Here is a 26,645-nt window from a genome sequence, read left to right as displayed (position 1 = left end):
ATCTTGTCTGTTTGGTCTAACGAATAAATCTCAGGTTAGTCCCAATGAATACAGCAGTATTGTAGCACGTTTTCATTTTTTTGTCAGTTAAGATTGTGATTTATTTCTCAAAAAATGAAATCGTTTGAAAGTGTATTTCTGCCAGAAGAAATAGGAACAAAAGTGTGCGTGGGGCATATTTTCGATTATAATAGAACTGAGGTGACAAAATATGAAAAAGGTAACTGTAGCAGAAGCAGCACAAGCAATCAACGAAAGTAAAAGCATCACCTTTTTGACCGGTGCAGGAGTCTCAACACCTTCAGGAATCCCAGATTATCGCTCTTTGAAGGGAATCTATCAAGGAATTGAGCAACCCGAGTATTTATTAAGTCACGAAGCAATGGTTCACGAACCGCAGAAATTCTATTCATTTGTTAAAAAAATTTACCATCCGAATGCACAGCCCAATGTCATTCACACAGAAATCGCACGATTAGAAAAACATAAAAAAGTCTGGACGGTGTCCCAAAATATTGATGGGTTACATGAAAAAGCCGGCAGTCAACAACTTGTCAATTTTCATGGAACACTTTATCATTGTTATTGTAGAAAATGTGGAAAAGAAGTCGCTTGGCAAAGCTATTTGCATAGTGATACGCACGAAAACTGCGGTGGTCAAGTCCGCCCAGCCATTGTTTTATATGGCGAAGGATTTCAAGAAGAAGTATTGGAACAGGCTACATTTGCGGTTAGCCAAGCTGAGCTGGTAGTGATCGTAGGAACGAGTTTCCAAGTACATCCTTTCTGTGATCTGATCCAATTTCGCGCCCCACGCGCAAAAATCTTAGTCATCAATCAGAGTCCGATCTATCTGGATCAGGAATATGACTTTGTCCAGACCGATGGGGTGACGGTGTTCGATAAAATAAAAGAATTAGGAGCAAATTATGACGATTAAATCTGAGAAAGAAAAAATGATAGCAGGCGAATTATACTTTGCGAATGACCCCGAGTTAGTAGCAGATCGCCAATTTGCAAGAAGCCAAAGCCAAATCATCAATCAAGCTGAAACAACAGAACTACGCGCGCAACTCTTGAAAGAAACATTCGGAAAGACGGGCGAAAAAATTTATATAGAACCGATGATCAATTTTGATTATGGGTATAATATTTTTGTCGGCGAAAACTTTTATGCGAACTTTAACTGTACTTTTTTAGATGTAAGTACAATTGAAATCGGAGATAATTGTATGTTTGCCCCAAATGTCCAACTGTATACGGCCACTCATCCGCTTCATCCAGTAAAACGAAATAGTGGACTTGAATATGCAAAGCCGATCAAAATCGGAAACAATGTCTGGCTAGGTGGCGGAGTGATTATCACTCCCGGTGTAACATTAGGGGATAACGTGGTTGTTGGTGCAGGTTCCGTCGTGACCAAATCATTTCCAGATAATGTGGTCATCGCAGGCAACCCCGCACGTATCATCAAAATGGTCGAGGAGGAACAACCGCAAGAAACCCTCGAATCATTGAGACAAACAATCGATAGTCTGGACCAGCAACTGGTGAAACTGTTAGAAAAACGGATGCTGACTGTGACAAAAATCGGTCGAGTCAAAAAAGCAACGAATCATGCGATTTATGACGAAACACGGGAAAAGCAAGTTCTAGATAAAGTAGCAAAATGGGTGGATGATTCTGACTACACGGAAACCATTGTTGCGACCTACCAAGATTTGATGAAACATTCTCGTGATTACCAAAAACAAATGGATAAGGAGAATTCAGATGATTGATGGAGAAACCCGAAGAAAGCAAATCCTTCATACCTTATTGAATGAAGAAAAGCCAGTCAGTGCCAGTAATTTTGCCAAGCGATTTGGTGTCAGTCGGCAGATCATCGTCGGGGATATCGCACTTCTCAGAGCTGCGGGAGAAACTGTTGTCGCAACTGCTAGAGGTTACATTTTAGAAACAAGTGAGTCTACGACTGGTTTAGTTAGTAAAATCGCCGTCCAACACGGACGCGAGCAAACTGAAGAAGAGTTGCGCCTGATTGTTGAAAATGGCGGGGAAGTGCTCGATGTGGTGGTTGAACATCCTCTATATGGAGAACTAACAGGAATGTTACACATCCAAACTGAAAAAGATATCCACTCATTTATGAAACGTTATCAAAAAAGTAATGCTTCTTTGTTATCTGAACTAACAGGTGGTATTCATTTACATACCATCCGCTATCCTGACACGATCACTTTGAAACAAATCAAGCAAAAGTTATTGGAAGCAGGTATTCTATACGAAGGCTAGGTAACAGAATTAGCGAAACAACCAGGACTATGTCCGAAAAAAACTAAATAGCATAGCAGATAACTGGGCGAAAAAAACGATTATACGTTTCCCCAGTTATTTTATTTACCAGAAAAATGGAAACCGCTTCATCAATCTAGTTGATATAAACTAAAAGTTAATGATGGAATAGACTAGAACATTCTGTTTCTCATAAAAAGTTAGGAGTGGAAGAGCATGAATGTAGAACTAGGATTACTTTATAAAAGTCCAAGAAGTGAGTTTAGGAATGATGGTATATTTCCTTTGGTTGAGTCAACAAAAGACTATATCGATGCAATTGTACAAGCCATAGTAGTAAACAAGCAAAAACTTACTGAAAAAGATTTTAGGACACAATTTTTCAATAACCGATTTACTGAACTGGCAAATGCAAAGGATTTGAGTTTATGGAATGAATTTCAACAAGTAAGTCAAAATAGTGCTGTGTTTTCATTGGAAAATATTTTGGCAGAGATCGACTTTGAAGAGGGCGGATTCTCAGAGAAGGACTTGTTCAACCGTTTAGAGGACCCAATCAGTAAACTGGCAATTGAAGTCGTCAAACAAACAGCAACTGTTCAGATGCTCTGTTCCTATGATTATGATCCTCGAGTAGCTTTGTCTGAGCGTATTTATACACGTAAGGTAGTCAAACTGATTGAGAAATTTGATAGTTGGGAGGAGGACGTACGTGAGCAACATAAAATTTATATAAAAGAGAGTAAAGAAATTCCCATCTACGATCTATATAGGGAAAAAGAGGCTTTGAAAGAAAAGATTGTATTATTTGATGCTCAGTCAACTTGTTCCCATCAGTTACCTTGGCAAAAGCAAGAAACCGTGGAAAATAATCAAACAATATATCGCATAAAAGAACCTACCTTTAACGAAAAAACACGTAAACTACTTTGTACAACTAACCCACGACTAGCTGTTGAAGGCGCAGAAAAAATTTCTGATTATACAAAGGTACTTGTTCAGTTTATGAAAGAAAATGAACAAGCGTTAACTAATCCTTTGTTTCGACAAGATTTTTTTGAAAATTTTTCTTTGTATATCTCTTTTAAAGAAAAAAATTTATCGTTGGAAAAGGAATTTCAGCAAGTAAGTAGGGCATTTAAAGAATTTCATTTTGAACATATTTTTCAAAAAATCGATTTTAGCCAAGGAACACTTGAACCCGCAACTTTAACGAAATTATTGAATCACGAAATGAAACGGTTGGCAGTAGAAGTGGCAAAAAAAGACCCTAATGTTGCCCTCTTTTATCGGTATGATCAACAGCTATTCAAACATCTTGCATTTGAAGTTTTCTCGGATGATCAACATGACTATTCTTCAGAGGACCTAGTGGAATTTTTAGATGGATGGAAGGATTTAGTGCGCGAAGAAGAAGAAGGGTTTAGTGCGGATCGGGAAACAAAACTACATGATCTATATCACAGTCGACATGAAATTGAAAAGCAAGTCTTTTTTTTGGATAATAAAAACCAGTTCGTTCGAGCACCATGGGAAAGAGAATTTGATTGGGAAGAATGCTCAAAGCGCTCGCTAACAGAGGCAAGTCTTGCGAAGGTGGATTATCAGGTGTCTAGTTACTCCGAAGAAAAACTGAAACAATTGGTGGATTACATAACGAGGAAAAAAAATTATTTAGTGGATAGGATTTCTGAACAACGTGATGAGGTAGAAAAATCAAGTTTGGTACAAACGATGAATGAATTACAGGAACTACAAGAAAAACTCGTAAATGAACGCGTATTACGGAATAAGAAGGAGCTAGATAAAGTTTTAGCTAAGTTGGATACATATTCTCACACGGAACTTCAGAGCAATATACTTTTGATGAAGGAAAAACTAAATGCAGAATCAGCGAATCCCTACACAAAAGAGGTAATGATAGAGCAATTGAAAACTGCCTTGGAAAAGCTTCAAGTAGAAGCAATATTTTGTCAAAATATAGAGCAGTTAATCAGGAATAGTAGGGACTATTCCCTGAGGCATACTTGTGAATTGATTACGTATGTAGAGGAAAAAACAACCAAATTAGCGAGCCAATCCTTAACTGAAGGGGACTTAATCATCGACCGAGTGAACTATTGGCAGAAGATGCAAGAACAAATGAAGATAGTTATAAGAGTAAAAGAAGAAATTGAACCCATAAAAAAGCTCGTAAACCAAGCTATGCCTAAGAAAAATACTCTTCAAAACGCAGCTCTAAAGGTGGGAGAAGGTATAAGTAAAATAGCCAATCAAGTACCTGAAGCTGATAAATTCTTAGTGTATAACGAATGGAACAAGATAGAATCTGCTATTCGTACTATAATGGAACACTACACGGGTATAGACTTAAATAAGAAAGTAAAACAGTTACTGAGGGATAGTAGAGGCTATGAACTAAATGATGTTTACAGATTTTTTATACAAGTTAGGGATAAAGTAAGTCGATTAGCGAAGCAACCCTCGAATGAAGGAACTTCTATAACAGATCAAGTGAGTTACTGGCAAGGTATGCAAGAGCAAGTGGAAATAATTCTGAGAGTAAAAGAAGAAATAGCACCCATAAGTTGCCTCATAAGTCAAGACTCTCCTGATGAGAGGGAGCTTCAAAACGCACTTCTAAAAATAAAAGAAGCAATAAAGAGAATGAACCGATTGCCCGCAGCCTATCGACCGTTAGTGGATAAAGAGTGGCAAACAATCGAAATTTCTGTCAATCAAGCTATATCGTGGGCTCATTATAAGAAGAATGCTCAAAAAAAACAATCGCTATTTACTAGACTGAGAAAGCTGATATGTAGAAAAAGCCCTCATTCTGCTCAACTGGATAACCACAGCTTGCCTGTTGATCAAAGTGCGTCAAGCACTATCCACAAGGAAGATTTTTCAAAAGAACCATCACTATTTAGTAGGCTGCAAAAGTTGACAAGGGGAGAAAACTCTCGTTCACCTCAAACAAATAAACAAAGATCAGGTGAAAAGGGAGAACGTTGCTGAAATACAGTGATGCTTTACCATCGAGTATATCTTTTTGAGAATTATTTGGGGTGGTTGGTACATAACGGATAGATAGTGGAAATATTAAAAAAGAATATGGAGCAAAAGTAAGAAATACTTTTACCTCACATTCTAAGTATAAACAAATGGCCCAACGGCGAAAACTCGGAAATAAGCCAAGACTCACACAAATTTGAAAAGAAATTTCTGTGAGTCTCTTCTTATTCTTCGAGTCGAGCACTTTTGTCCCGATTTCTTTTTGGGGGCTACTTGTTGAAGTCCATCATATTCGCTTATTCGATCACCAATACGCCTTCTTTAAGGGCGAATGGATTTTGATCATTGATATGGTCATAGAACATGACACCGTTGATATGGTCGATCTCATGTTGGACAACGATCGATTCATAATTTTTCAAACGAATCTTGTGTTTTTCGCCATTCATATCATAGTAAGAAACAGTGATCTTAGCATGTCGGACGACATAGCCTGGAACTTCACGATCGACAGATAGACACCCTTCGCCTTCACCCAAGCAAGCATCTTGTACAGAATGGCTCAAAATTTTTGGATTATACATCACAGTACTCAATGTTGGTTCAGTTGCTTCTGGATCAGGACTTGGTACGTGAACAGCAATAATGCGCTTGGAAATATCAAGTTGGGGCGCTGCTAAACCAACACCACCACGTAGATTTAATTCTTCTGCCTTCACAGGATCTTGGCTGTTTTTTAAAAATTCAAGCATTTCTTTTCCTAGTGAGATATCTTCTTCACTTAATGGGAGGGAAACTTCCTCGGCGATTTCGCGCAACGTTGGGTTTCCTTCACGAATGATATTATCCATTGTAATCATGGAATATGTACCCCTTTCTTCTAAAACGATTCATCAGTCTGTTTTCGGATTATAGTTTAACATAAATTTTAAAAAGTAGTAGTAGGATTGTTTGATAAACTAAATTTTCTTAATGATTCTTCACTTGATTTCTAACGTATATTCAGGTAAAGTATAGCTGTGTGCTCAAGGCATACCGCCTGTCACTTGGTTAAGCGAATCACCAACGTTTTACTCAGTCACAGGGGAATAATCGAAAGAGGTGAAAGAAATGGCAATTTCAAAAGAACGTAAAAATGAAATCATCACAGACTATGCACGCCATGAAGGAGATACTGGTTCTCCAGAAGTACAAATCGCTGTATTAACTGAAGAAATCAACCACTTGAACGAACATGCACGTGTGCATAAAAAAGATCATCATTCATACCGCGGCCTAATGAAAAAAGTTGGTCACCGTCGTAACTTGTTAGCTTACTTACGTAAAACTGACGTTCAACGTTACCGCGAATTGATCAAACGTTTAGGTCTACGTCGTTAATTTTAACAAAAAGAGTGGGGTTCAAACGAATCTCACTTTTTTTACTGTGATACCTCAATCAACCATTTCGTGAAAAAGCATGATGGACTCCTACTAACCAAATGAAAGCTATCAAGCTGCGTTTGGCGGTTTTCATTTGTTTAGTAGCGTCTTGCTTTCACGGGAAAGAAAAGGAGTAATTATGTCAGAAAAACAAGTATTCAAAACGACATGGGGTGGCCGTCCCCTACAAATCGAAGTCGGTCAATTAGCAAAACAAGCCAATGGAGCAGTATTAGTCCGTTATGGCGATACAGTGGTCTTAAGTGCGGCTGTAGCATCAAAAGAAGCAAAAGATACAGATTTCTTCCCATTGACAATCAACTATGAAGAAAAAATGTATGCGGCTGGGAAAATCCCTGGTGGTTTCATCAAACGTGAAGGACGTCCAAGTACAGAAGCTACTTTGACTGCTCGTTTGATCGACCGTCCGATCCGTCCGATGTTTGCGGATGGCTTCCGTAATGAAGTCCAAGTAACAAATATCGTGATGAGTGTTGAAACAGATTGTTCACCAGCAATGGCTGCTATGCTAGGTTCTTCACTTGCGTTATCGATTTCTGATATCCCATTTGACGGACCGATTGCTGGGGTAGAAGTTGGCCGTGTCAACGGTGAATATGTCTTGAATCCGACTGTTGAACAATCAGAACAAACAGATATCGAACTAAGTGTTGCGGGAACAAAACAAGCAATCAACATGGTTGAAAGTGGCGCTAAAGAAGTATCTGAAGAAGACATGTTAGGCGCATTGCTTTTTGGTTTTGACGCAATCAAAGAATTAGTGGCTTTCCAAGAAGAAATCGTTCAAGCAGTGGGCAAAGAAAAAATGGAAGTTTCTTTACTACAAGTAGATGCTGGCTTGAAAAAAGAAATTTTTGATGCTTCATACGGTACGATGAAAACTGCCGTTATGACTGAAGAAAAATTGGCTCGTGAAGACAACATCGAACAAGTGAAGATCGATATTCGTGAAGCGTATGCAGAAAAATTTGCTGGACACGAAGAAGAAGATCACTTATTGAAAGAAGTCAAACAAATCACGGAAGACCTTGAAAAAGATGTGGTACGTGAATTGATCACGATCGATAAAATCCGTCCTGATGGTCGTAAACTAGACGAAATCCGTCCATTGTCTTCTGAAACAGGCTTGTTGCCACGTGTCCATGGTTCTGGGTTGTTTACTCGTGGACAAACACAAGCATTATCTGCATGTACTCTTGCACCATTAGGAGAACACCAAATCATTGATGGACTTGGTGTGGAAGTCAGCAAACGATTTATCCACCATTACAATTTCCCTCAATTCTCTGTAGGTTCAACTGGTCGTGCTGGTTCGCCAGGCCGTCGTGAAATCGGTCATGGAGCATTAGGCGAACGTGCATTAGCACAAGTGATCCCTTCAGAAGAAGACTTTCCTTATACAATCCGTTTAGTAGCGGAAGTATTGGAATCAAATGGTTCTTCTTCACAAGCAAGTATCTGTGCGGGTACATTAGCATTGATGGATGCAGGTGTTCCTATCAAAGCACCAGTAGCAGGTATTGCTATGGGACTTGTATCAGATGGCGAAAACTATACGATTTTAACGGATATTCAAGGATTAGAAGATCATCTAGGCGACATGGACTTCAAAGTAGCTGGAACAAAAGAAGGTATCACAGCACTTCAAATGGATATCAAAATCCAAGGAATCACGGAACAAATCTTAAAAGAAGCATTGACACAAGCAAAACAAGCACGGATGGAAATCTTAGAAGAATTGACTTCAACGATTGCTGCACCACGTGAAGAATTAAGCCAATATGCACCGAAGATCGAAATGATCCAAATCGATCCAGCGAAAATCAAAGATGTGATCGGTAAAGGTGGAGACACTATCAACGGTATCATCGAAGAAACTGGTGTAAAAATCGATATCGATCAAGATGGTAAAGTAAGTATTGCTTCTTCGGATAAAGAAATGATCCAAAAAGCAATTAAAATCATTGAAGACTTGACTAAAGAAGTGAAAGTCGGCGAAGTTTACCTTGGTAAAGTCGTTCGAATTGAAAAATTTGGGGCTTTCGTCAACTTGATCAAAGGAAAAGATGGACTTGTCCATATCTCTCAACTAGCAAACGAACGTGTGAATAAAGTAGAAGATGTTCTTAAACTTGGAGATGAAGTACTTGTAAAAGTTACTGAAATCGACAAACAAGGACGAGTAAATCTTTCAAGAAAAGCAATGCTAGCTGAAGATGGTACTGAAAAAACAACAAACTAATCGAAGAAATTTAGATTCAATGTTTTTTCTAATGAATATGTCTGGAGCAACAGATGGGGAAGAACCTCAATAAATAAGTGGACTTTGCGGGATTTGTTTTTCAAATTTTTGAGAAGACCGATTTTTTGAGAGTAATTCTCACTGTCCACTCCAAACGAAAGAACGAGAGAAAAGTATGTTTACTTTTCTCTCGTTCTTTTTTTTCTGAGCAAAACTATCTGAAACCAACAGTCACATAGCCAACTTTAATAATTATTGTATCGTGCGCCTACTTTTTTCGGCGTGAAATTCAGCGTTACGTGAAGTGCGGTATTCGCTCATCGTTTGCCCTGTTTCGCGTTTGAATTTTTTATAGAGTACAGAAGGATTGGTGTAACCTAATTTTTCGGCAATCGAGCAAGTCGTCTCATTGGTAAAAGCCAATAATTTTTTGGTATTGGCGATTTTTAGCTGAGTATAATAAGCGGAAAAACTTAGATTCAAATCGCGTTGGAACAGCTTCTTCAAGGTGCTGATCGAACAGTTCAACTCTTGGGCTAATTCTGATAACCGATAGACTTTGTCAGTGTGGTCATTTAAGATGGCGGTCGCGCAGTCGATTAGAGTCACATCAAGTTCATTTACAGGTGGTAGGGCATCAACAAATGTGGCTTGGTACTCGCCAAGTTTGATTTTATCCTCCAGTTGGGTAGTGATCAATTGTACAATGGATTCACCGTGACGCACGAGCAAAGTGATTTTTTCATCTTCTGACAGTGGATGCTGATGGTAAAATTGAATCAATTGAGGAGTGAATTGTTCAACTTCTTTTTTCTGAGTGGCCACAACAGACGGAATCAATGTGTAGTTTTGTTGATTTTGCTGTTTCAATTGACCGATAAAAAGGGTGCCGACATGCCGTCCATCAATGTAAATCGGGAAAACGATGTTCACGAATTGATAGGGACAACGATAAATCAAATGCGATTTTTTTTGTTGGATACAGTGAGTAGCAGCGCGGCGATCAGATTGCAAACAAACCTCTTTTGAACGGGCGGCTTCACAAAAAAGACAAGCGTTGGTGATTTCCGTTACTGGTTCACCTTGACTATCAATCAATAAGAGTGAGACGCCTAATAATTTGGTGGTTGTTTCTTGGAGAGTTTGCCAAGTCTTTAAATCCTTTTTCAATTGCCATAACATATGATCACCTCCCTTTTTTAATGAAACTATGTATCGAATACAGAACTTTGTAATTTTTCGCTTTGTTTTTGTATTTCTTCATATTACAAATAATGAAGGCTTTCATCTTTGTTGTGAATATTTTATACTAATACTGATAGTGGTAGTTATTGTTGCATCGTAGTGAATTAGTCCTTTATGTGATATTATCCTACAATGATGGAACTAGTTCCCAAATGTTATCATCAACTGCGTATAAGTACATACTATCCCCCTCCTCGCTTTTGATAACTTCATTATGTAGGAGGAATTCATCTTCTTCTTAGAAAAGTATGGTATTTCGTCATAAAAAGGAGATGTGATCATGAACCATTCGAGTTTAATCAAAAAGTTAAGACTGGAACGAGGACTATCGCAAGAAAAATTAGCGCAAGGTATTTCACAAAGAAGCACGTTAGCTTCATTTGAAAATAATGCGACAAAAATATCTTATAATATTTAGACCGAATGAATGTCACCTTAGAAGAATACCAATTTATGCTTGATGACAATAATTTGAGTGAAAAAAGAAAGTTATCAAAAGTTTTTTTTGACAAGCTTCGTCGACCATATGACTCAGAATTTGCCAAATTCCTGAATGAGCAATATTATTCGACGGATGATTATTATTACAAACTTTTGCATGCTAGCTATGTTCTGATTAGGAAAAGAGAAAACGATGCTATTCAAGTCGATTCTATAGATGCTCAAAAAATCATTAAGGATTATCTTGATTCCATCGAAAATTGGGGCAGGTTCGAACTATCGATTTTTATCAATACGTTATTTTGTTTTAGTGATGAGTATATTTTCGACCACTCGAAATGCTCGGTCAAAAAAATGAAAACGTATGTTGATGACCTATATTTTAATCGCGATATGGCATCTTTTTTGATTAATGGAACGCAGTTGGCTTTTGAACGAGGTTCAACTGAACTTTTCACTTATTTCTTTAGAGAACTAAAACAGTTTTCTGACAAATTTAATAGCACGGATGCAAAAATTGCATGGAAAGTTTTCTCTTTTTTATCGACGGATGATATTTACGATCAACAGAAAAAGGCGGAACTGGTTTTTGCTTTACATTTTTGGGAGAAGGATAATTATGTACGCTATGTAGAAGAAAAAATCAATTTGCTGGGTTAAAATGAAGGGACAGACAAATGTTCAGCTAACAAAGTAATAAGTCTCAATTCTTTTGATACATAAAAATGCCTAAAAAGTATAAATATCAGTGACGAAATTCAGTTGGTGTAAATTTGGTGAATTGTACCTAGAATTCGATATCCTTGCAAGTATATTATGGTATGTTTAGGTATTATTGATAGTTCATCGAGATTGAAAATGTACAAATACCCCAAATGGAAGCGAAGAGTATCTCTAAAAACATACCAATTCGTTCTTTTTTGCGATATCATAAATGTATTCCAAAAAAATTTTAAGAATGAGTAGACACTAAATTATCTGAATTATCAGAAAAAACTCCGAGGATTTTTTTATTGTCGAACAACAGTATCCATACAAAGTAAATGAAGTATTTCGAAATATATAATTTTAAAAATTGAGTCGAGCAACGAAAGAAAATCGTATCGCAACTTGGATAAATCATAAATTGGTAAATATCTAAGTTTGCTGATGTACAAATAGTAGTATGGAAATAGGGGGTAGAAGAAATGAAAAAAATGGGCTATCTCTTTAGTGGCTTAATGGCGCTTGAACCAGTTTTTACTTCATGGGCGTTCTCAAGAGTTTTTGTCTTGGTTTCAGGACATTCTTATCAAACAATTGTCCAATTTATTGGTTTGGTCTTAGCTTTCTTTGTTTTATTTGCTGGGATAAAGGCGGCTAGAACATGGTTTGTCAATCAATATGTCAAAGAAGTAAACGCGGACATCAAGCATTCGGTACTGATGCAAGAATATGAGAATCAAATAAAGCACGAGACAGAAATTACCCCTGGTAGAGTTGAAAAAACGATTTCCTTTATCCAGAATGACTGTAAACAATATGAAGAAAAAAACTTGATGCTTCGGTTTGACGTTGTCAGATTAGGGACGACAGCTGTCTTTTCCATTCTTTTTGCTGTGTACAATAGTGCTTTATTAGCTGTTATTTTTGTTGCATTTTCTTTTTTGCCGATAATTGTCCAACATTTTACGAAAGATAAAGTAAAAAATGCGACTCAAGCATGGACGAAGCAGGCGAAAGAATTTTATTTAGCGATGACTGAATTTTTAAAAGGCCTACCTGCTTTTTATCAGTACGGAGCGATTGGCGAAAATGAAAAAGTGCTCCAAGGGGAAATTGATAAAATCGAAACAAAAAACAAAAATATGAAAACGACGTTATCTTTGGCTGGAGTAATGATTGAATTGATTGGCTATATTGCTTTTTTCATTCCGATCGGCTTTGGGATTGTTTTTGTGAATGCTCAGATGATTACGTTAGCAGCTTTTATGGCTGTTCTTAACGTGAACAATGGCATCATCAATTCGATCATCAGCTTAATGAATATCAAAAATTCGATTGATAGTGTGTCAGCTATCGAAACCGAGATAAAAGATACAACGAGTACTAAGCTGTCACCAGTTATTGATTTGTCATCGAAAAGCAATCAGTTTGAATCACTGAAATTGGAGGGCGTTCAATTTCAGTATAATGGCAAAGAAATCTTGTCCGCCGTTGATTTGCAGATAAATAGTGGAGAAAGAATTTTGATTCAAGGAAAATCTGGCGCAGGTAAATCAACATTACTAAAAATCATTGAAGGGCGGATCATACCAGATGCCGGTCGTTTGACGATGAATGGGACTTTTGCATCAACATCTGATGTGAACCATCTATTTGGTATCATTCATCAAAAACCTATCATTTTTAAAAATACATTGCTTTATAACTTGACGCTAGGAAAAACGGTCGACTTAAAAATAATCGAAGAGGCATGTGAAAAGGCAAATCTGACAGAACTCGTTGCCAGATTTGGTTTAACTGGGAATCAACGTCTTGACCCTGATTCAAATCTTTCAGGAGGAGAGATGAAACGAATCGAAATCGCTAGATCACTGGTTTTTGATCGACCGATTCTAATCGTTGATGAAGGAACGGCTTCTTTAGACGAACAAACTTCAGCAGAAATACACGAGAATCTATTCTCGTTAGGGCGCACGATCATCGAGGTAGATCACCACATTCCGCAGAATTTATTGAATCACTATAGTCAACGGTTGGTGCTGGAATCTGGTAAGTTGAGCAAAGAGATATAGATCTATTTTTGGGGTAATCTCATTCTTTTATGAAAGTAACACAGTAAAAAGGAAGAAATATTTAGCTCATGGTGGTTTCATCATGATGCTTTTTTGTTTCTCATGATTAGCTAATTGATTCTCTCTACAAAATTGGGACTAATCTCTATGGATACCAGATAAAAATCGAACCGCTTAATACTTGGTCGATTCCCTAAATCAGCGTAAAATAGGCATATAATCAGTTTTTAGAAAAAGGAGGGACGGAGATGCTGCACTTTTTACTGACATTGATTGTTGGAGGCATATTAGGACTTATTGCCAGCTTGATATTGAATGAAGAAGTACCAGGAGGTGCAACAGGCATGGTATTGATCGGGTTCTTGGGTAGTTGGCTTGGCGAATCCATTCTTGGAGAGTTGGGTCCTTCTATCAGCGGCTTCTATCTTGTTCCTTCCTTGTTGGGGGCACTTTTTTGTCTAGGTGTTTATACGTTTTTAGCCGATTATATTCGCCGACATTATTGGAAATAAAAAATAGCTGAAATGATTGACACATTAGAATCTTCCTAAGATAATGAGGAGACACTTAGAAAAAATCTGAACAAAGGCAGACTTTCAGGAGTGAATGTTAGAGGAAATGAGGAAGAAAGTTGACAACAAAACATAATACTAAGAAGATTTCAATGGCCGGTCTTTTAGTGGCAATGGGCGTTGTATATGGAGATATCGGTACCAGTCCATTGTATGTAATGAAAGCCATCGTCGAAGACAACGGCGGACTACGCGGAATCAATCCGGATTTTGTGATCGGTTCTGTATCATTGATTTTCTGGACGCTGACGTTGCTTACTACAGTCAAATACGTGGTGATTGCATTGAACGCAGATAACCACGGTGAAGGAGGAATCTTTTCTTTATATACCTTGGTAAGAAAAGGTGGCAAGTATCTGATTATTCCTGCGATGATCGGTGGTGCGGCTTTACTAGCAGATGGTGTGTTGACCCCTGCGGTAACTGTCACAACGGCAATCGAGGGGTTACGAGGGATTCCACAATTTTTTGATCGTTTTGGGAACGATCAAAATATTATTGTTATTATTACTTTAGTGATTATCTTAGTGTTGTTTATGGTTCAACGTTTTGGGTCAGAAGTTGTTGGTAAGGCGTTTGGACCAGTCATGTTTTTATGGTTTACTTTTTTAGGTGTGATGGGATTGGTGAATTTCAGTCAAGATTGGACAGTGATCCGCGCATTGAATCCTTATTATGCAGTCCAATTGCTGTTAAGTCCGGATAACAAACTAGGATTATTTATCTTAGGGAATATCTTTCTAGCAACAACAGGGGCAGAAGCGCTATATTCAGATCTAGGACACGTAGGAAAATTGAATATTCGCTTAAGTTGGCCATATGTCAAAATATGTCTGGTATTGAATTATTTCGGACAAGCTGCTTGGTTGCTGACTGTGTACCAAAATCCAGAGATGCAGCAGATCAAGAATCTGAATCCATTTTTCCAAATGTTACCGAATGGCTGGTTGATCATTGGAGTAGCGTTCGCGACTATTGCCGCAGTTATTGCTTCACAAGCTTTGATCACAGGCTCATTTACGTTAGTTTCTGAAGCGATTAAATTGAAACTATTGCCGCGATTGAAAATCATGTATCCAGGTAGCAGTATTGGGCAAATGTACATTCCAGCAGTCAACTTGATTTTATGGCTTGCCTGTTCATTAGTTGTTGTAACCTTTAGGACTTCCCATCATATGGAAGCAGCGTATGGTCTGTCGATCACGGTTACGATGCTGATGACTACAGCATTGCTCTATTTCTATTTGATCCAAAATGGGTATTCTAAATGGTTTGCGCATATTGTGACTTTCTTTTTTGGTGTAATCGAGATCGTCTTTTTCATCTCAAGTATCGTAAAATTCTTCCACGGCGGCTTTGTTGCAGTCTTGATCGCATTAGTAATTTTAGCGGTCATGTTTATTTGGGAGCGTGGGAATATCATTCGCGAATCTGTAGCGGAAGATGTTGCATTGAAAGAATACATTCCACAACTGGCTAAATTGCGCGATGATAGATCGTTGCCACTTTATCAGACAAATATCGTGTTATTGGTACCTGATATGGCTGAAGGAAAAGTGGGTAGACAATTCGTTTATTCGATCCTTGATAAACGACCAAAACGAGCACGTGTCTATTGGTTTGTCCATGTGGAAGTAACTGATGAACCGTATACAAAAGAATATCAGATCGACATGATGGATACGGATTTTATTGTACAAGTCAATTTATTCTTAGGTTTTAGAGTCCAACAAGAAATCAATGTGTATGTTCGTCAGATCATCCATGATTTAATGAAACAAGGACGTCTTCCTAAGCAACCACAAACATACTCTTTGACGCCAGGTAGAGAAGTCGGTGATTTTCAGTTTATCTTGATTGATGAAGTTGTTTCAAATGTCACAACGTTGAATAAATGGGATCGCCAAATCATGCAGGCAAAACTTGCAATCAAAAAATACGCAACGACCCCAGAAACATGGTTTGGTCTGGAATACAGCGAAGTCAAGCACGAAACAGTTCCATTGTTGATTGGTTTGACCAGAAAAACGTGGTTAAAAGAACGAAAAAAAATAACTGAAAAATCTCAATAAAAGTTGGGATAAAAAATGAATGAACTACCTGAATGAGGTTGGGACAGAAGTGTTTAACTCCGAGAAATAAGCCGAAATTCACGAAAATTGCTTTTCAAATTTTTGTGAATTTCGGCTTATTTAAGAAGGAGTTGCTTCTGCTCCCACGCTCATTCGGGTAGTTCTTTTGTCTTAGTTTTATTGTCTACTATCTGTGGTGGGATGTATCTTTGTTTTTACTTGTTACAACAGAGGGACTGTTCGAAGGTAGTGTACGAATATTAGCTTTTTCTTTTACTTGTCTGAGGTACATTTTATCAAGATAGGTTTCGATATCATTTGGTTCTTGTTGAATTTGTTTTATGTAGTTTGGTACACTGATTTGAAGTTGTTCCATTTTGTCATTTAGTGTTTTTTTATTTAGATCAGCCTGCACATCTCGTCCGATAGCTTCTTGTGTTTTTACAATGGCCTCTTTTTTTAATACTTTCACATCATTTTCAGGTAAATCAAAACTATAGATAAGGTTCGTTAATGTATGTAAGTCTAGCTTTTTTTCTGCTAGATCCGGTAGGTCTTTTTTGAACTTCGAAATAACATTCTTGTTTGTACTTTCGATTATTCTTTTTGCTTCAGTTGCTCGGTCCATTGTTTCAGGAAAAGGAAGATTTGCGACGATAAGTTTGATGCTTTTAGCTCTATAACTTGTTTTAGACAAAGATACTAATGTTTCGTTTAGTCCTTGATTTTTAGACCGCATCAGCCATTTGTTCATGATACCGATCAATTTCGCGTTCGTAGTGAAATCTGAGCTATATCCTTCTTTAGTGTTTTTAATGAGTTTTTCTGCTTCAATCGATTTATCGATTGATTTAGGTAAACGGAGATTGGCTGTAAGAAATTTGATGCTCTGATGGTTATAGTTGCAAGTGGCTAGAAAAGTCAACGTTTCATTTGGTCCATATACGTCTAACATTTTATTTAAATAGGTAACGGTATAGAGCAGATTTTGATTAGATAGAAAATCTGTGTTTGTTTTTATTGGTATTTTTTTTATGATCTTTTCTGCTTCAACTGCTCGATTCAGTGATTTCGGTAAGTGGATGTTAGCGGTAAGAAATTTGATGCTTCCTTTGCTGTAGTTGCAAGAAGCAAGAAAGTCTAACGTCTCTTTAGGTCCGTGTACACCCAGCATTTTATCCAAGTATTTAATGGTGGTCAGTAAATTTTGATTACCTATGAGATCTGTGGCCATTCCCCTGTTTTTGTTTTTAATGATGTTTTCTGCTGCGATTACAGGATTTATTGATGATGGCAACTCAAGGTTCGCTATCAGGAATTGGATGGTCTTAGCGCTATAATTACGTAGAGATAAAAAAGCCAATGTTTCATTTGGACCGTGGATGTTCAACATCGCATTCCAAGCATTGATCGTATTTAGAAGCTCCTGATTGGTTTTGAAGTCGTTGAATACTTGACTCTTATCAAGCTTAAATAATTCTTTGACTATTTTTGCACGGTCTAGTGAACTTGGCAAATCAAGGTTATTGATAATAAATGCAAGGCCCTCAAGACTATAGTTGAATTTAGCTAAAAATGTTAAGGTATCAGGCGGTCCGTAGGTTTTACACATGTTATTCCAGGCTTTAACGCTATGTTCCAGAATAATCTTTTTTTTGTCCACTTGTTTATTAGGCATGATGGATTCTCCTTTTCATCGTTTTTTTCTGTTTTATTGTAGGGGATTATTTTGGGTAGGAGGGATTGCTTTTTTCTAAGGCAAGAATTTTTCGGTTACCGCTAAGAAATTGCTTGATGAAATACTCACTTTATACAGAAGGTAGAGAAAGTCTATTCTATTTTTATCAAAAATTTTTAGAAAAGAGGTACAATGGAGATGGAAAAGAGAGGCGGGAATTTATGGTACTTAATTTTGTCATCTTATTTTTGATGATTGCAATTACTTCATTTTTTGTAGCAAGTGAATTTGCATTAGTAAAGATACGGCGTTCACGTTTAGAGCAACTAGAAAAGGAAAACGTAAAAAATGCGAAACTAGCACTTCATGTCACACATCATTTAGATAACTATTTATCTGCAAGTCAATTAGGAATCACGTTAACAGGATTGATTATTGGGTGGGTTGGAGAAGGCTCTGTAGCTGCTTTGTTAGAACCATGGCTTGGCAAGTTGCCTTTTAGTTCCGCATTAAGTGGTACGATCTCTGTTGCTTTAGGATTTATTATCGTTACCTATATCGATGTCGTGATCGGTGAACTTTTGCCAAAAAGTTATAGTATCGCCAATACAGAGCAGGTCGTTTTATTTGTGGTAAGACCATTACATTACTTTTATAAACTCATGTTTCCTTTTATTTGGATACTCAATCACTCAGCGGCAGGTCTTGGAAAATTATTAGGCGTGAAATTGGTATCTGAAGGGGAAGAAACCTTGTCACAAGAAGAACTAACTTTAGTTGCATTGAATTCTTATGAAAAAGGGGAATTAACGAAGGAAGAATACCATTACTTAGAAAATGTCTTTGAATTTGATGACACGCTTGCAAGAGATATCCAAGTGGATCGAACATCGATGCAAGTATTTGAAGCAAGTGATACAGTGAAACAAGCAATCCAAGAATCAATCAAACAAGGACATACGCGATACCCTGTCATTTTAGAATCAAAGGATAATATTATCGGGTATGTGACGTTGCCAGATTTAATCAAACAATCGTATAAAGATGATCAGTTGCCAGTAGAACAGTTGATTGAAGAACCAATTGTGACGACTGAAACGATCCCAATCAAAAAATTATTGACGATTATGCGTAAAAAAGGCAAACACATTGCAATTTTAAAAGATGAATATGGTGGAACAAGCGGGTTAGTGACGATCGAAGATATTTTAGAAGAAATCGTCGGAGAAATTCGTGACGAAACGGATTTGGATGAAGCTCTTGTGGCAAAACAAGCAGATGGCAGTTACATTGTTTCAGGAAAACTGACATTAGATGATTTCGAACGTTACTTTGATGTTTCGATCCCGGCATTTGTTGACTCGCCCTTTATCACATTAGCGGGTTTCATGTCTCACTACGAAAAAAATATCGAAGCAGGTAAGGTGATCTTACTTGAAAGTTTTCAATTCACTGTTTTAGAATACAACCATGCACACATCGACTATTTCAAAGTCATAAAAAAACCAGTTAAAGAAGATAAAAAAGAGCAAAAAGAGCAATAGAACAAGAATAGAGGGTAGAATCAGCGATCGCTGGTTCTACCCTCTATTTTCTTTAAGTTTATTTCTCGGAGTCAGACGCTTTTGTGCCGAACTTTTTCTAATCTTGGATCAGTGGACACTGTCATAACGGACTTCAGCATCATCCAATGAGAAATGTTGTTCGTTGTCCAATTGTTTCAGTTGTTTCATTGAACGAAGGTAAGAGTACAATAGGACAGCAACAGAACCAGCCCATGCAAGTGGAGAAGCAGCTGCGGCACCGGCATATCCCAACATACCTGTCAAAATAATTGCTGCAAATGAACGCATCAGCAATTCCATCATCCCTGCGATAGTCGGTATTTTGCTTTGTCCAAGTCCTTGTAAAGTGTAGCGCAAGATGAACAAGATCGCTAAGATCCAATACAAAGAACCATTGATGTTGAAATAGGTCTGTGCTAATTCAAATACTCTCGTTTCAGAGGATGAAACAAATAGTTTCATCAATGAATGACCAAAGAAAATCACTGTTGCTCCAGCAACAAGACTAAAGCCAATACTCATCATTAATGTTTGTTTGACACCTTTTAGGATACGACCATATTCTTTTGCTCCGTAGTTTTGAGCACTGAATGTCGCCATAGCGATCCCAAATGACATCATTGGTTGATTGGCAAATTGATCGATTCGGCTAGCTGCGGCTTGAGCAGCAACGACGTCTGTACCTAGACTATTTAAAGCTGCTTGAAGAACGATCGCTCCGATAGCAATAATCGATGATTGAAAAGCCATTGGCAAAGCAGCATTTAGATGGACACGGATTTCTTCTTTATCAAATGAAAAATCTTTTTTACGTAGTTGTAGCAATGGAATCTTCTTTTTGATATACACGAGACACAATACACTTGAGCTAACTTGGGCAATCACCGTAGCGATGGCTGCTCCTTCTACCCCCATGCCAAAGAAGATAATGAAAATCAAATCAAGCACGACATTGATAATAACTGCGATAATCAAAAAGAACAAAGGCGTTCTGCTGTCACCGAGCGCACGAATAACGTTTGAAAGCAGATTAAAACTCATAGATGCAAAAATCCCTAGTAAAATGATCGAGATAAATGTTTGTGCTTGGTCAATGATTTCAGGTGGAGTTTGCATCAATTGAAGCATCGGATGAATGAATACTAGGCTAAGGACAGTTAAAACAATAGTGACAATCAAACTTATTACAACACTTGCAGCAAAGCTTTTCTTAAGTCCGCGGTAATCTTTTGCACCATAGCGTTGGGCGGTGATGATCGCTAGTCCAGCTGTTAACCCTTGGGCAAACCCAATAATCAAAAAGGTCAAACTTCCAGTAGCGCCAACAGCGGCCAACGCGTTTTTTCCTAATGTCTGTCCAACGATGATCATATCGACCATATTGTAGAACTGTTGAAAGACATTACCAATGAGCAAAGGAACAGTGAACATTAAAATTAGCTTAGCCGGACTTCCTTTTGTTAAATCGCGCATCTTTTAAACTCCTTATTGTCTTTAAAATTTAGTTAGTAGTATATAGTGTTTATCCTAAGAATACCAATTAGAAATTAATGAAAAAACGGAGTGTTTTCTCTATTTTCTTGGAATTTTCATAATTCATTTTCAATAAACCGCACCATGAAACAAGCCAAGAAGTGAACCACTGAATGAATTCAACGAATAAATTCAAAAGATCAACTGCTTGGCCTGAACGCATGGATCAAAAAGCGACATTGTTATGTGTCAACTTCAATACTGTTTAATCTCACTTGGTAAAAGAATCGTTTCTCTTGTGCCATCATCATAAGCATAGACTTGGCTTGGAAATTGTGAAGAATACCGAAATGGTAAATCAATGTCCATTTCTACCTCACTGCCTGCTTGTGAAAAATGGATGGTTACTTTTCCATTATTCTCTATTAAATCAAAGGCTAAAATATTATCTAATGAGATGACTCCCTTAAGGTCTAGGTCAATAATAAACCAGATACTATCAATCAATTCATCTGGCAAACTCGATACAACACCTACAGAGGCATACCGGTTGCGACTGCTGTCAAAACTTTCAAACATCTGTTTAACCTCCTTTGTTTTATCGAATAGACATGTACACTTTTTCGTTTAGGATAAACGAATGATACTTACTGTAACGATGGTTCATTCTAATAAAGATTTTTAAAAAATGCAACAATAATCGCATACTTTTTTTCAAAATATAAGTTTTTTTTAAGAGAGAAAAAAATATGCCAAAAGCGCAGTTTCCAACGCTTTTGGCATGAGCAATTTTTCTGTTATTCTTCAGGTGAACCAATTACTTCTGGTTCGCTTGCTACATCAGTTGTTTCAGTTTCTTCTGCTGGAGCTACGACAGCAGCGATTTGTTCTTCACTATCCGTTACAACTTTATATTCGTTGTTTTCTGGTAGATCTGCCACAGTGATCGAATCACCTAAGTCTAAGTTTGTTACATCTACTTCGATACGTTCTGGCAAGTTATCTGGTGTAGCAGATACAAGAACTGTGTATAGGTTTTGAGCTAATACACCGCCAGATTTAGCACCTGCAGCTTCACCAATTAGAACAATTTCTGTTTCAACTTCTGTTTCTTCTGACATGTTAACAGATAAAAATTCGACATGTTCAAAATGGTTGGTAAAGGTATTTGTTTGGACTTTATGAACCAATGTGTTGACTTTGTTTCCGTCAATGTCCATTGTCACTACGGCATTCGCACCATTTTCACGTAATAATTTGCTAAATGTTTGACCATCAAACGAGATTGGTGTGCTTTCAACATTGTAGCCATAAACGATAGCTGGGACTTTACCTTCATGACGCAATTTGTTTCTTAACGAACGGGGACGTACTTCTCTTTTACTTACTTCTAATGATACTGACATAACCAAAATTCCTCCTTAAAATGTGACTGCCTGCTTTGGTAACGGGCAGATTTTATTTAAGTGAACTTTTCCGCGGCTATTCTCTTGCACATTATTGGGTAGGGGCGCTTAAAAAAGCGCAAAAGGGTAGATGCACGCATCTACCTTAGAAAGTCAGGATTCAACTTTTCTCCACCAGGTCATTACGCTGTGTATGAGAAATCCAATTCACTTTACTACTTAACCGTAGCGCTAATTTTTGATTAAGTCAAGGAATAACGCTGGTTTTATTATTTGCATGAAGAAATATTCAGGTTATAATGCTTGGTAGGATAAGAAAGGAAACACCTATGCGTTTAGATAAATTGATTGAAGATCAGCTACAAACAACACGGAAAGAAATGAAACGATTATTTGCTTCTAAGCAAGTTCGAATAGATGGAAAAATCGAGTTTAGTCAAAACCGTAATGTCGATAGTTTGCTCCACGAAATCGAAGTTTCTGGTAAGCGGTTAACTACAAATGAATCCTACTTTCTCTTGAACAAGCCGAACGGGGCGGTTACTGCTGTAAAAGATGAAGAAAAGATGACTGTAGTGGACTTGATTGCTTCAGCAGATCGGACCCAAGCTTTGTATCCTGTAGGACGCTTGGATCGTGATACGACGGGGCTGCTCTTACTGACATCGAATGGGCAGCTAGGCTATGAGATGCTACTTCCTGATAAGAAGGTATTAAAAACTTACCAAGTAACAGTCAATGCAGAATTGACGCCTGAGGATAGTCGGGCTTTTAAAGAAGGAATCGTATTCGATAGCGGGTATCGCTGTTTGCCTGCAGAACTGACGATCACAGAAGCAACCAATAAGATCAGTACAGCGACTGTCACGATTCAAGAAGGAAAGTTCCACCAAGTTAAGAAGATGTTTCTAGCTCGTGGGAAAAAAGTAGTAGAACTCAGAAGAATTAAGATGGGTCCGCTACAATTAGATGAAAAATTGCCAGTGGGCGCCTATCGGTCGTTGACGCTCACTGAATTAAAGCAACTAAAAATGTATTTTAAATAGGAGAAGATAAAATGAACTATCAAACAATATTATTTGACGTAGATGACACATTGCTTGACTTTCAATTAACCGAAGCAAAGGCCTTGAACGAATTGTTTGCAGAACAAGGAATCGAATTGACTCCTGAAGTGAGAACAAGTTACAAAGCATTGAATCATCATTTGTGGCGTGAATTTGAAAAAGGAAATATGACAAGAGAAGAAGTTACAGGCAATCGTTTTGGACTATTATTCCAACAATTTGGGAAGACTGTTGATAGCGCAGCAATGGAAAAACGCTACCGTCACTATTTGAATCAAGGACATGATTTGATCGAGGGTAGTCATGAACTGCTTCAAGCACTAGAAAATCAAGCAGACCTCTATATCGTGACCAATGGTGTATCGAAGACACAATACCAACGTTTGACTGATGCGAAGATGCTAGGATATTTCAAACAGATTTTTGTTTCTGAAGATGTCGGTGCACAAAAACCGATGAAGGCTTTCTTTGACCATGTATTCTCTCATATCCCAAATTTCGAAAAAGAAAAAACAGTGATTATCGGTGACTCGCTCACTTCTGATATTAAAGGTGGAAATGCTGCTGGGATCGATACGATTTGGTTCAACAAAAATAAATTGCCTGAGATTCCTGAAATCAAACCTACTTATCGAGTAGATTCACTAGCTGAACTTTATCCTCTTTTGGAAATAGACGTACATTAATTTTCAGAAAAATATAGCATTTTCGTGTTTTTTCGCTATAATAGATTAGAATGAAAAAACGGATATGAAAGAGGTTTTAGTCAATGACAAAAAGCAAGCCAATTATCATTGGTGTGACGGGTGGATCAGGAAGCGGAAAAACAAGTGTTAGTCGCGCAATCTTCAATAATTTTCCAGACCATTCCATCATGATGCTTGAACAAGATTCTTATTATAAAGATCAAAGCAATTTAAGCTTTGAAGAACGATTGAATACGAATTACGATCATCCCTTTGCCTTTGATAATGATCTGCTGATTCAGCATGTAGAAGAACTACTGAACTATAAAGCCATTGAAAAACCAGTCTATGATTATGTTGCACACACAAGAAGCCAAGCAACGATCATTCAAGAACCGAAAGAAGTAATTATTTTAGAAGGTATCTTAATTCTAGAAGACGAACGCTTGCGTGAGTTGATGGACATTAAAGTCTATGTTGATACAGACGATGATATTCGCATCATCCGCCGAATCAAACGAGATATGGAAGAACGTGGCAGAACATTGGATTCGGTCATCGAACAATATTTGACAGTGGTCAAACCGATGTATCATCAATTTATCGAACCGACCAAACGTTACGCAGATATCATCGTGCCTGAAGGCGGCGAAAATCACGTTGCTATCGATTTGATTACGACTAAAGTTGCTAGTTTTTTAGATCATAAATAAGTTGTAGCGAGGATAAGAACAGTTGTATGTACTGGAGCAGTGAATCTGTCAGAAATAGTTCTGATGGGTTGCTGATTGGATTTAGGATAGAGTGATAGATGACTCTCTTAAATTCTTTACCAGTCAACTGTTTTTTTATTTAGAAAAAAGTAGGATTATACTTAAGATGGTGGAGAGACTATTTATGGTAAAGAAAGCAAGTATACACAAGTACATACAGGTTATCCCGATTATCGGCTTCGTGTTTTTTCTAGTATTGGTTCTGTACGGATACCGACATGGTATTTTTCAGTCAACGGATTCTTTACAGAAATTTTTTCAACAATTTGGCCAATTCGCGGTAATCATGTTTATCTTATTCCAAGTTATCCAAGTCATTATCCCTATTCTGCCAGGCGGTATTTCTTCTGTAGCAGGAATGTTGATGTTTGGCAACGGATTTGGTCTGCTTTATAGCTGTATCGGTTTAGTGATCGGGGAGGCAATTGGTTTTTTGCTTGTTCGCTATTATGGCGTAAGTTTTGTTCAACTTATCCTTTCACCAAAAAAATACCAGAAATTTGATCAATTATTGACACGAAGAACAAAAGATATCAAAAAAGTATTGATTGTCACGCTGCTATTACCTTTTGCGCCTGACGATCTTATCTGTCTTGTCGCAGGATTGACAAAATTGACTTTCAGAGAATACATGCAGATCGTTATTCTTTTGAAGCCATGGTCTGTTGGGATCTATAGTATGATCATGCTGTTTTTATTTCATAAAGCGCAAGGCAGCTTATAAGAAGGGAAGAAAACGATGTTAGAAAAAGTCAAAGTTACGCAAAATGAACTAGAAGAACTAGTCGCAGTTATCCAAGAAGTCTGGCCGGAAGCATTCATTCCAATCATTGGACAAGAACAGGTGGACTACATGTTAGCGACCTATCAATCAAAAGCACAGATCGAAAAGGAATTAGCCACTGCTGTCAATTATTACTTGTTGAAAGATGAAGGCGAAACAGTTGGCTATACAGCATATGAAGTGATAGATGGGAAAATCTACTTGAGCAAATTGTACCTGCTAAGCAAAGTACGAGGAAAAGGACTGACATCTGCAATTTTTCGTTGGTATGAAGAATTAGCAACCGAACAAGGGCTGAATGAAATCTTTTTACGCGTAAATCAAGAAAATACCCAAGCTATTGCAGTTTATCAACACCAAGGATTTGAAATCGAAGAAGAATTGATTTCCGATATTGGCCGAGGATTTCAAATGGTGGATTACAAAATGAAAAAAACACTCGCATAAATGGTGGGGGTGTGTTAAAGTAGCTTCATGCGACGGGTCGAGAAGGCCTCTGGTTTACAGATGCGCCTGATTGATTTTGGAGGCACACGATAAGTTAATTATCACTTGCCGGAATGCAAGGGTGTCGGACAAGACTTTTGTGGAGAAGGGCTTGTCTGCTTAAAAACAGCTGTTTTTAAGCACCAGTAAGTAAAAGCCGATCAACTCAACAAAGATAAGTGCGAATTTTGAGACGTTACTGTTTCATTCATACTTATTTGAGTGATCGGCTTTTATTTTTATGTATCAAAAAGAATATACGAACGTGAGGTTGGGACAGAAGTGTTTAACTCCGAGAAATAAGAAGAAATTCACGAAAATTGCTTTTCAAATTTTTGTGAATTTCGGCTTATTTCCGAAGGAGTTGCTTCTGTTCCCACCGTTTATTCGTTTTTAAAGAATGAGACAAAAGTGTTTCCTAATTTTGTCCCACGCTCAACCTCTCAGTTCTAAGCTTAGTATCAGGACATTCTGTGGCTGAGAGCATAGTGATCGCCGTTTATTCAGAATTAAAGTCTGTAGCAAAACTGATTTTTAGATTTGTCCTACATTCTTCTATTTAAAATGAAACATAATGAATATTTTTTAATTTATAATTGTAGTTATTTAACTTTTTATTTTTAAC

Annotated in this window: 23 protein-coding genes; 17 read left to right on the top strand and 6 right to left on the bottom strand. The window is 37.6% G+C overall.

Going from position 1 to position 26,645, the window contains the following annotated elements:
* Positions 1-211: 211 nt before the first annotated feature.
* From FGQ66_RS01030 to FGQ66_RS01015, 4 genes are all read left to right on the top strand, one after another.
* A complete protein-coding gene (locus FGQ66_RS01030) occupies positions 212-940 on the top strand; it encodes an NAD-dependent protein deacylase (RefSeq protein WP_138301426.1) in 729 nt (242 codons plus the stop codon).
* Entirely contained in the window at positions 930-1,781 is an 852-nt protein-coding gene (locus FGQ66_RS01025) for a chorismate mutase (protein WP_081133764.1), read from the top strand. The genes FGQ66_RS01030 and FGQ66_RS01025 overlap by 11 nt, the downstream gene beginning before the upstream one ends.
* On the top strand, positions 1,774-2,295 hold the full coding sequence (locus tag FGQ66_RS01020; RefSeq protein WP_005875311.1) for a transcription repressor NadR: 522 nt from the start codon (positions 1,774-1,776) through the stop codon (positions 2,293-2,295). Before FGQ66_RS01025 ends, FGQ66_RS01020 begins: the two co-directional genes overlap by 8 nt.
* Before the next feature lie 216 nt (positions 2,296-2,511).
* A complete protein-coding gene (locus FGQ66_RS01015) occupies positions 2,512-5,313 on the top strand; it encodes a hypothetical protein (protein WP_138301425.1) in 2,802 nt (933 codons plus the stop codon).
* 293 nt (positions 5,314-5,606) lie between these two features.
* Here the strand turns inward: FGQ66_RS01015 and def are convergent, their stop codons facing one another.
* Positions 5,607-6,170, bottom strand: coding sequence for a peptide deformylase (gene def, locus FGQ66_RS01010; protein WP_081133766.1), 564 nt, complete (start codon positions 6,168-6,170; stop codon positions 5,607-5,609).
* A 250-nt stretch (positions 6,171-6,420) separates the two neighbouring features.
* On the opposite strand from def, the gene rpsO reads away from it, so the two are divergent.
* Both rpsO and pnp read left to right on the top strand, forming a co-directional pair.
* Complete coding sequence (rpsO, locus tag FGQ66_RS01005) at positions 6,421-6,690, top strand: 30S ribosomal protein S15 (protein ID WP_005875316.1); 270 nt, start codon at positions 6,421-6,423, stop codon at positions 6,688-6,690.
* 181 nt (positions 6,691-6,871) lie between these two features.
* Positions 6,872-8,995, top strand: a complete 2,124-nt coding sequence (gene pnp / locus FGQ66_RS01000) for a polyribonucleotide nucleotidyltransferase (RefSeq protein ID WP_138301424.1) — start codon at positions 6,872-6,874, stop codon at positions 8,993-8,995.
* Positions 8,996-9,247: 252 nt separating this feature from the next.
* Here the strand turns inward: pnp and FGQ66_RS00995 are convergent, their stop codons facing one another.
* Positions 9,248-10,177, bottom strand: coding sequence for a PocR ligand-binding domain-containing protein (locus FGQ66_RS00995; protein WP_138301423.1), 930 nt, complete (start codon positions 10,175-10,177; stop codon positions 9,248-9,250).
* A 343-nt stretch (positions 10,178-10,520) separates the two neighbouring features.
* Here FGQ66_RS00995 and FGQ66_RS15335 point away from each other — a divergent pair, with 343 nt between their 5' ends.
* The 5 genes from FGQ66_RS15335 to FGQ66_RS00975 all read left to right on the top strand — a co-directional run bounded on the left by FGQ66_RS15335 (position 10,521) and on the right by FGQ66_RS00975 (position 16,102).
* Positions 10,521-10,658, top strand: coding sequence for a helix-turn-helix domain-containing protein (locus FGQ66_RS15335; RefSeq protein ID WP_227260211.1), 138 nt, complete (start codon positions 10,521-10,523; stop codon positions 10,656-10,658).
* Between the two features lie 5 nt (positions 10,659-10,663).
* Positions 10,664-11,341, top strand: coding sequence for an Rgg family transcriptional regulator (locus FGQ66_RS00990; RefSeq protein WP_232509791.1), 678 nt, complete (start codon positions 10,664-10,666; stop codon positions 11,339-11,341).
* Positions 11,342-11,868: 527 nt separating this feature from the next.
* On the top strand, positions 11,869-13,458 hold the full coding sequence (locus tag FGQ66_RS00985) for an ATP-binding cassette domain-containing protein (protein WP_138301422.1): 1,590 nt from the start codon (positions 11,869-11,871) through the stop codon (positions 13,456-13,458).
* Between the two features lie 248 nt (positions 13,459-13,706).
* A complete protein-coding gene (locus FGQ66_RS00980; RefSeq protein ID WP_005875326.1) occupies positions 13,707-13,970 on the top strand; it encodes a GlsB/YeaQ/YmgE family stress response membrane protein in 264 nt (87 codons plus the stop codon).
* A 119-nt stretch (positions 13,971-14,089) separates the two neighbouring features.
* Positions 14,090-16,102, top strand: coding sequence for a KUP/HAK/KT family potassium transporter (locus FGQ66_RS00975; RefSeq protein ID WP_113845154.1), 2,013 nt, complete (start codon positions 14,090-14,092; stop codon positions 16,100-16,102).
* Positions 16,103-16,289: 187 nt separating this feature from the next.
* Here the strand turns inward: FGQ66_RS00975 and FGQ66_RS15330 are convergent, their stop codons facing one another.
* Positions 16,290-17,780, bottom strand: a complete 1,491-nt coding sequence (locus tag FGQ66_RS15330) for a hypothetical protein (protein ID WP_230315177.1) — start codon at positions 17,778-17,780, stop codon at positions 16,290-16,292.
* A gap of 221 nt (positions 17,781-18,001) precedes the next feature.
* On the opposite strand from FGQ66_RS15330, the gene FGQ66_RS00960 reads away from it, so the two are divergent.
* Positions 18,002-19,324 carry a hemolysin family protein gene (locus FGQ66_RS00960; protein ID WP_138301421.1) on the top strand — a complete coding sequence of 441 codons (1,323 nt, stop codon included), beginning with the start codon at positions 18,002-18,004 and terminating at the stop codon, positions 19,322-19,324.
* A 108-nt stretch (positions 19,325-19,432) separates the two neighbouring features.
* On the opposite strand, the gene FGQ66_RS00955 is transcribed toward FGQ66_RS00960, so the two are convergent.
* The 3 genes from FGQ66_RS00955 to FGQ66_RS00945 form a co-directional block, all read right to left on the bottom strand.
* Complete coding sequence (locus FGQ66_RS00955) at positions 19,433-20,818, bottom strand: MATE family efflux transporter (RefSeq protein ID WP_138301420.1); 1,386 nt, start codon at positions 20,816-20,818, stop codon at positions 19,433-19,435.
* Between the two features lie 255 nt (positions 20,819-21,073).
* Complete coding sequence (locus FGQ66_RS00950; RefSeq protein ID WP_005875335.1) at positions 21,074-21,397, bottom strand: DUF960 domain-containing protein; 324 nt, start codon at positions 21,395-21,397, stop codon at positions 21,074-21,076.
* A gap of 218 nt (positions 21,398-21,615) precedes the next feature.
* Complete coding sequence (locus FGQ66_RS00945; RefSeq protein ID WP_005875337.1) at positions 21,616-22,224, bottom strand: 50S ribosomal protein L25/general stress protein Ctc; 609 nt, start codon at positions 22,222-22,224, stop codon at positions 21,616-21,618.
* A 329-nt stretch (positions 22,225-22,553) separates the two neighbouring features.
* Here FGQ66_RS00945 and FGQ66_RS00940 point away from each other — a divergent pair, with 329 nt between their 5' ends.
* From FGQ66_RS00940 to FGQ66_RS00920, 5 genes are all read left to right on the top strand, one after another.
* On the top strand, positions 22,554-23,270 hold the full coding sequence (locus tag FGQ66_RS00940; protein WP_138301419.1) for a 16S rRNA pseudouridine(516) synthase: 717 nt from the start codon (positions 22,554-22,556) through the stop codon (positions 23,268-23,270).
* An 11-nt stretch (positions 23,271-23,281) separates the two neighbouring features.
* Positions 23,282-23,977: a YjjG family noncanonical pyrimidine nucleotidase gene (locus FGQ66_RS00935; RefSeq protein WP_005875340.1), complete on the top strand. Its 696-nt coding sequence runs from the start codon at positions 23,282-23,284 to the stop codon at positions 23,975-23,977.
* A gap of 83 nt (positions 23,978-24,060) precedes the next feature.
* A complete protein-coding gene (udk, locus tag FGQ66_RS00930; RefSeq protein WP_005875342.1) occupies positions 24,061-24,690 on the top strand; it encodes a uridine kinase in 630 nt (209 codons plus the stop codon).
* Positions 24,691-24,874: 184 nt separating this feature from the next.
* On the top strand, positions 24,875-25,474 hold the full coding sequence (locus tag FGQ66_RS00925) for a TVP38/TMEM64 family protein (RefSeq protein WP_115235016.1): 600 nt from the start codon (positions 24,875-24,877) through the stop codon (positions 25,472-25,474).
* Positions 25,475-25,489: 15 nt separating this feature from the next.
* Complete coding sequence (locus tag FGQ66_RS00920) at positions 25,490-25,981, top strand: GNAT family N-acetyltransferase (RefSeq protein ID WP_005875345.1); 492 nt, start codon at positions 25,490-25,492, stop codon at positions 25,979-25,981.
* Positions 25,982-26,645 lie beyond the last annotated feature (664 nt).

Origin of the sequence: Enterococcus sp. BSD2780061688st2 D3 (assembly GCF_005844145.1) — a bacterium.
Taxonomy (GTDB): domain Bacteria; phylum Bacillota; class Bacilli; order Lactobacillales; family Enterococcaceae; genus Enterococcus_B; species Enterococcus_B durans.
The sequence above is the reverse complement of the archived record's forward strand: the minus strand, read 5'-3'. Positions and strand labels throughout refer to the sequence as shown.

Coding starts and splice junctions, on each gene's coding strand:
- FGQ66_RS01030 (WP_138301426.1), top strand. CDS start 212: ATGAAAAAGGTAACTGTAGCAGAAGCAGCACAAGCAATCAACGAAAGT.
- FGQ66_RS01025 (WP_081133764.1), top strand. CDS start 930: ATGACGATTAAATCTGAGAAAGAAAAAATGATAGCAGGCGAATTATAC.
- FGQ66_RS01020 (WP_005875311.1), top strand. CDS start 1,774: ATGATTGATGGAGAAACCCGAAGAAAGCAAATCCTTCATACCTTATTG.
- FGQ66_RS01015 (WP_138301425.1), top strand. CDS start 2,512: ATGAATGTAGAACTAGGATTACTTTATAAAAGTCCAAGAAGTGAGTTT.
- def (WP_081133766.1), bottom strand. CDS start 6,170: ATGATTACAATGGATAATATCATTCGTGAAGGAAACCCAACGTTGCGC.
- rpsO (WP_005875316.1), top strand. CDS start 6,421: ATGGCAATTTCAAAAGAACGTAAAAATGAAATCATCACAGACTATGCA.
- pnp (WP_138301424.1), top strand. CDS start 6,872: ATGTCAGAAAAACAAGTATTCAAAACGACATGGGGTGGCCGTCCCCTA.
- FGQ66_RS00995 (WP_138301423.1), bottom strand. CDS start 10,177: ATGTTATGGCAATTGAAAAAGGATTTAAAGACTTGGCAAACTCTCCAA.
- FGQ66_RS15335 (WP_227260211.1), top strand. CDS start 10,521: ATGAACCATTCGAGTTTAATCAAAAAGTTAAGACTGGAACGAGGACTA.
- FGQ66_RS00990 (WP_232509791.1), top strand. CDS start 10,664: ATGAATGTCACCTTAGAAGAATACCAATTTATGCTTGATGACAATAAT.
- FGQ66_RS00985 (WP_138301422.1), top strand. CDS start 11,869: ATGAAAAAAATGGGCTATCTCTTTAGTGGCTTAATGGCGCTTGAACCA.
- FGQ66_RS00980 (WP_005875326.1), top strand. CDS start 13,707: ATGCTGCACTTTTTACTGACATTGATTGTTGGAGGCATATTAGGACTT.
- FGQ66_RS15330 (WP_230315177.1), bottom strand. CDS start 17,780: ATGCCTAATAAACAAGTGGACAAAAAAAAGATTATTCTGGAACATAGC.
- FGQ66_RS00960 (WP_138301421.1), top strand. CDS start 18,002: ATGGTACTTAATTTTGTCATCTTATTTTTGATGATTGCAATTACTTCA.
- FGQ66_RS00955 (WP_138301420.1), bottom strand. CDS start 20,818: ATGCGCGATTTAACAAAAGGAAGTCCGGCTAAGCTAATTTTAATGTTC.
- FGQ66_RS00950 (WP_005875335.1), bottom strand. CDS start 21,397: ATGTTTGAAAGTTTTGACAGCAGTCGCAACCGGTATGCCTCTGTAGGT.
- FGQ66_RS00945 (WP_005875337.1), bottom strand. CDS start 22,224: ATGTCAGTATCATTAGAAGTAAGTAAAAGAGAAGTACGTCCCCGTTCG.
- FGQ66_RS00940 (WP_138301419.1), top strand. CDS start 22,554: ATGCGTTTAGATAAATTGATTGAAGATCAGCTACAAACAACACGGAAA.
- FGQ66_RS00935 (WP_005875340.1), top strand. CDS start 23,282: ATGAACTATCAAACAATATTATTTGACGTAGATGACACATTGCTTGAC.
- udk (WP_005875342.1), top strand. CDS start 24,061: ATGACAAAAAGCAAGCCAATTATCATTGGTGTGACGGGTGGATCAGGA.
- FGQ66_RS00925 (WP_115235016.1), top strand. CDS start 24,875: ATGGTAAAGAAAGCAAGTATACACAAGTACATACAGGTTATCCCGATT.
- FGQ66_RS00920 (WP_005875345.1), top strand. CDS start 25,490: ATGTTAGAAAAAGTCAAAGTTACGCAAAATGAACTAGAAGAACTAGTC.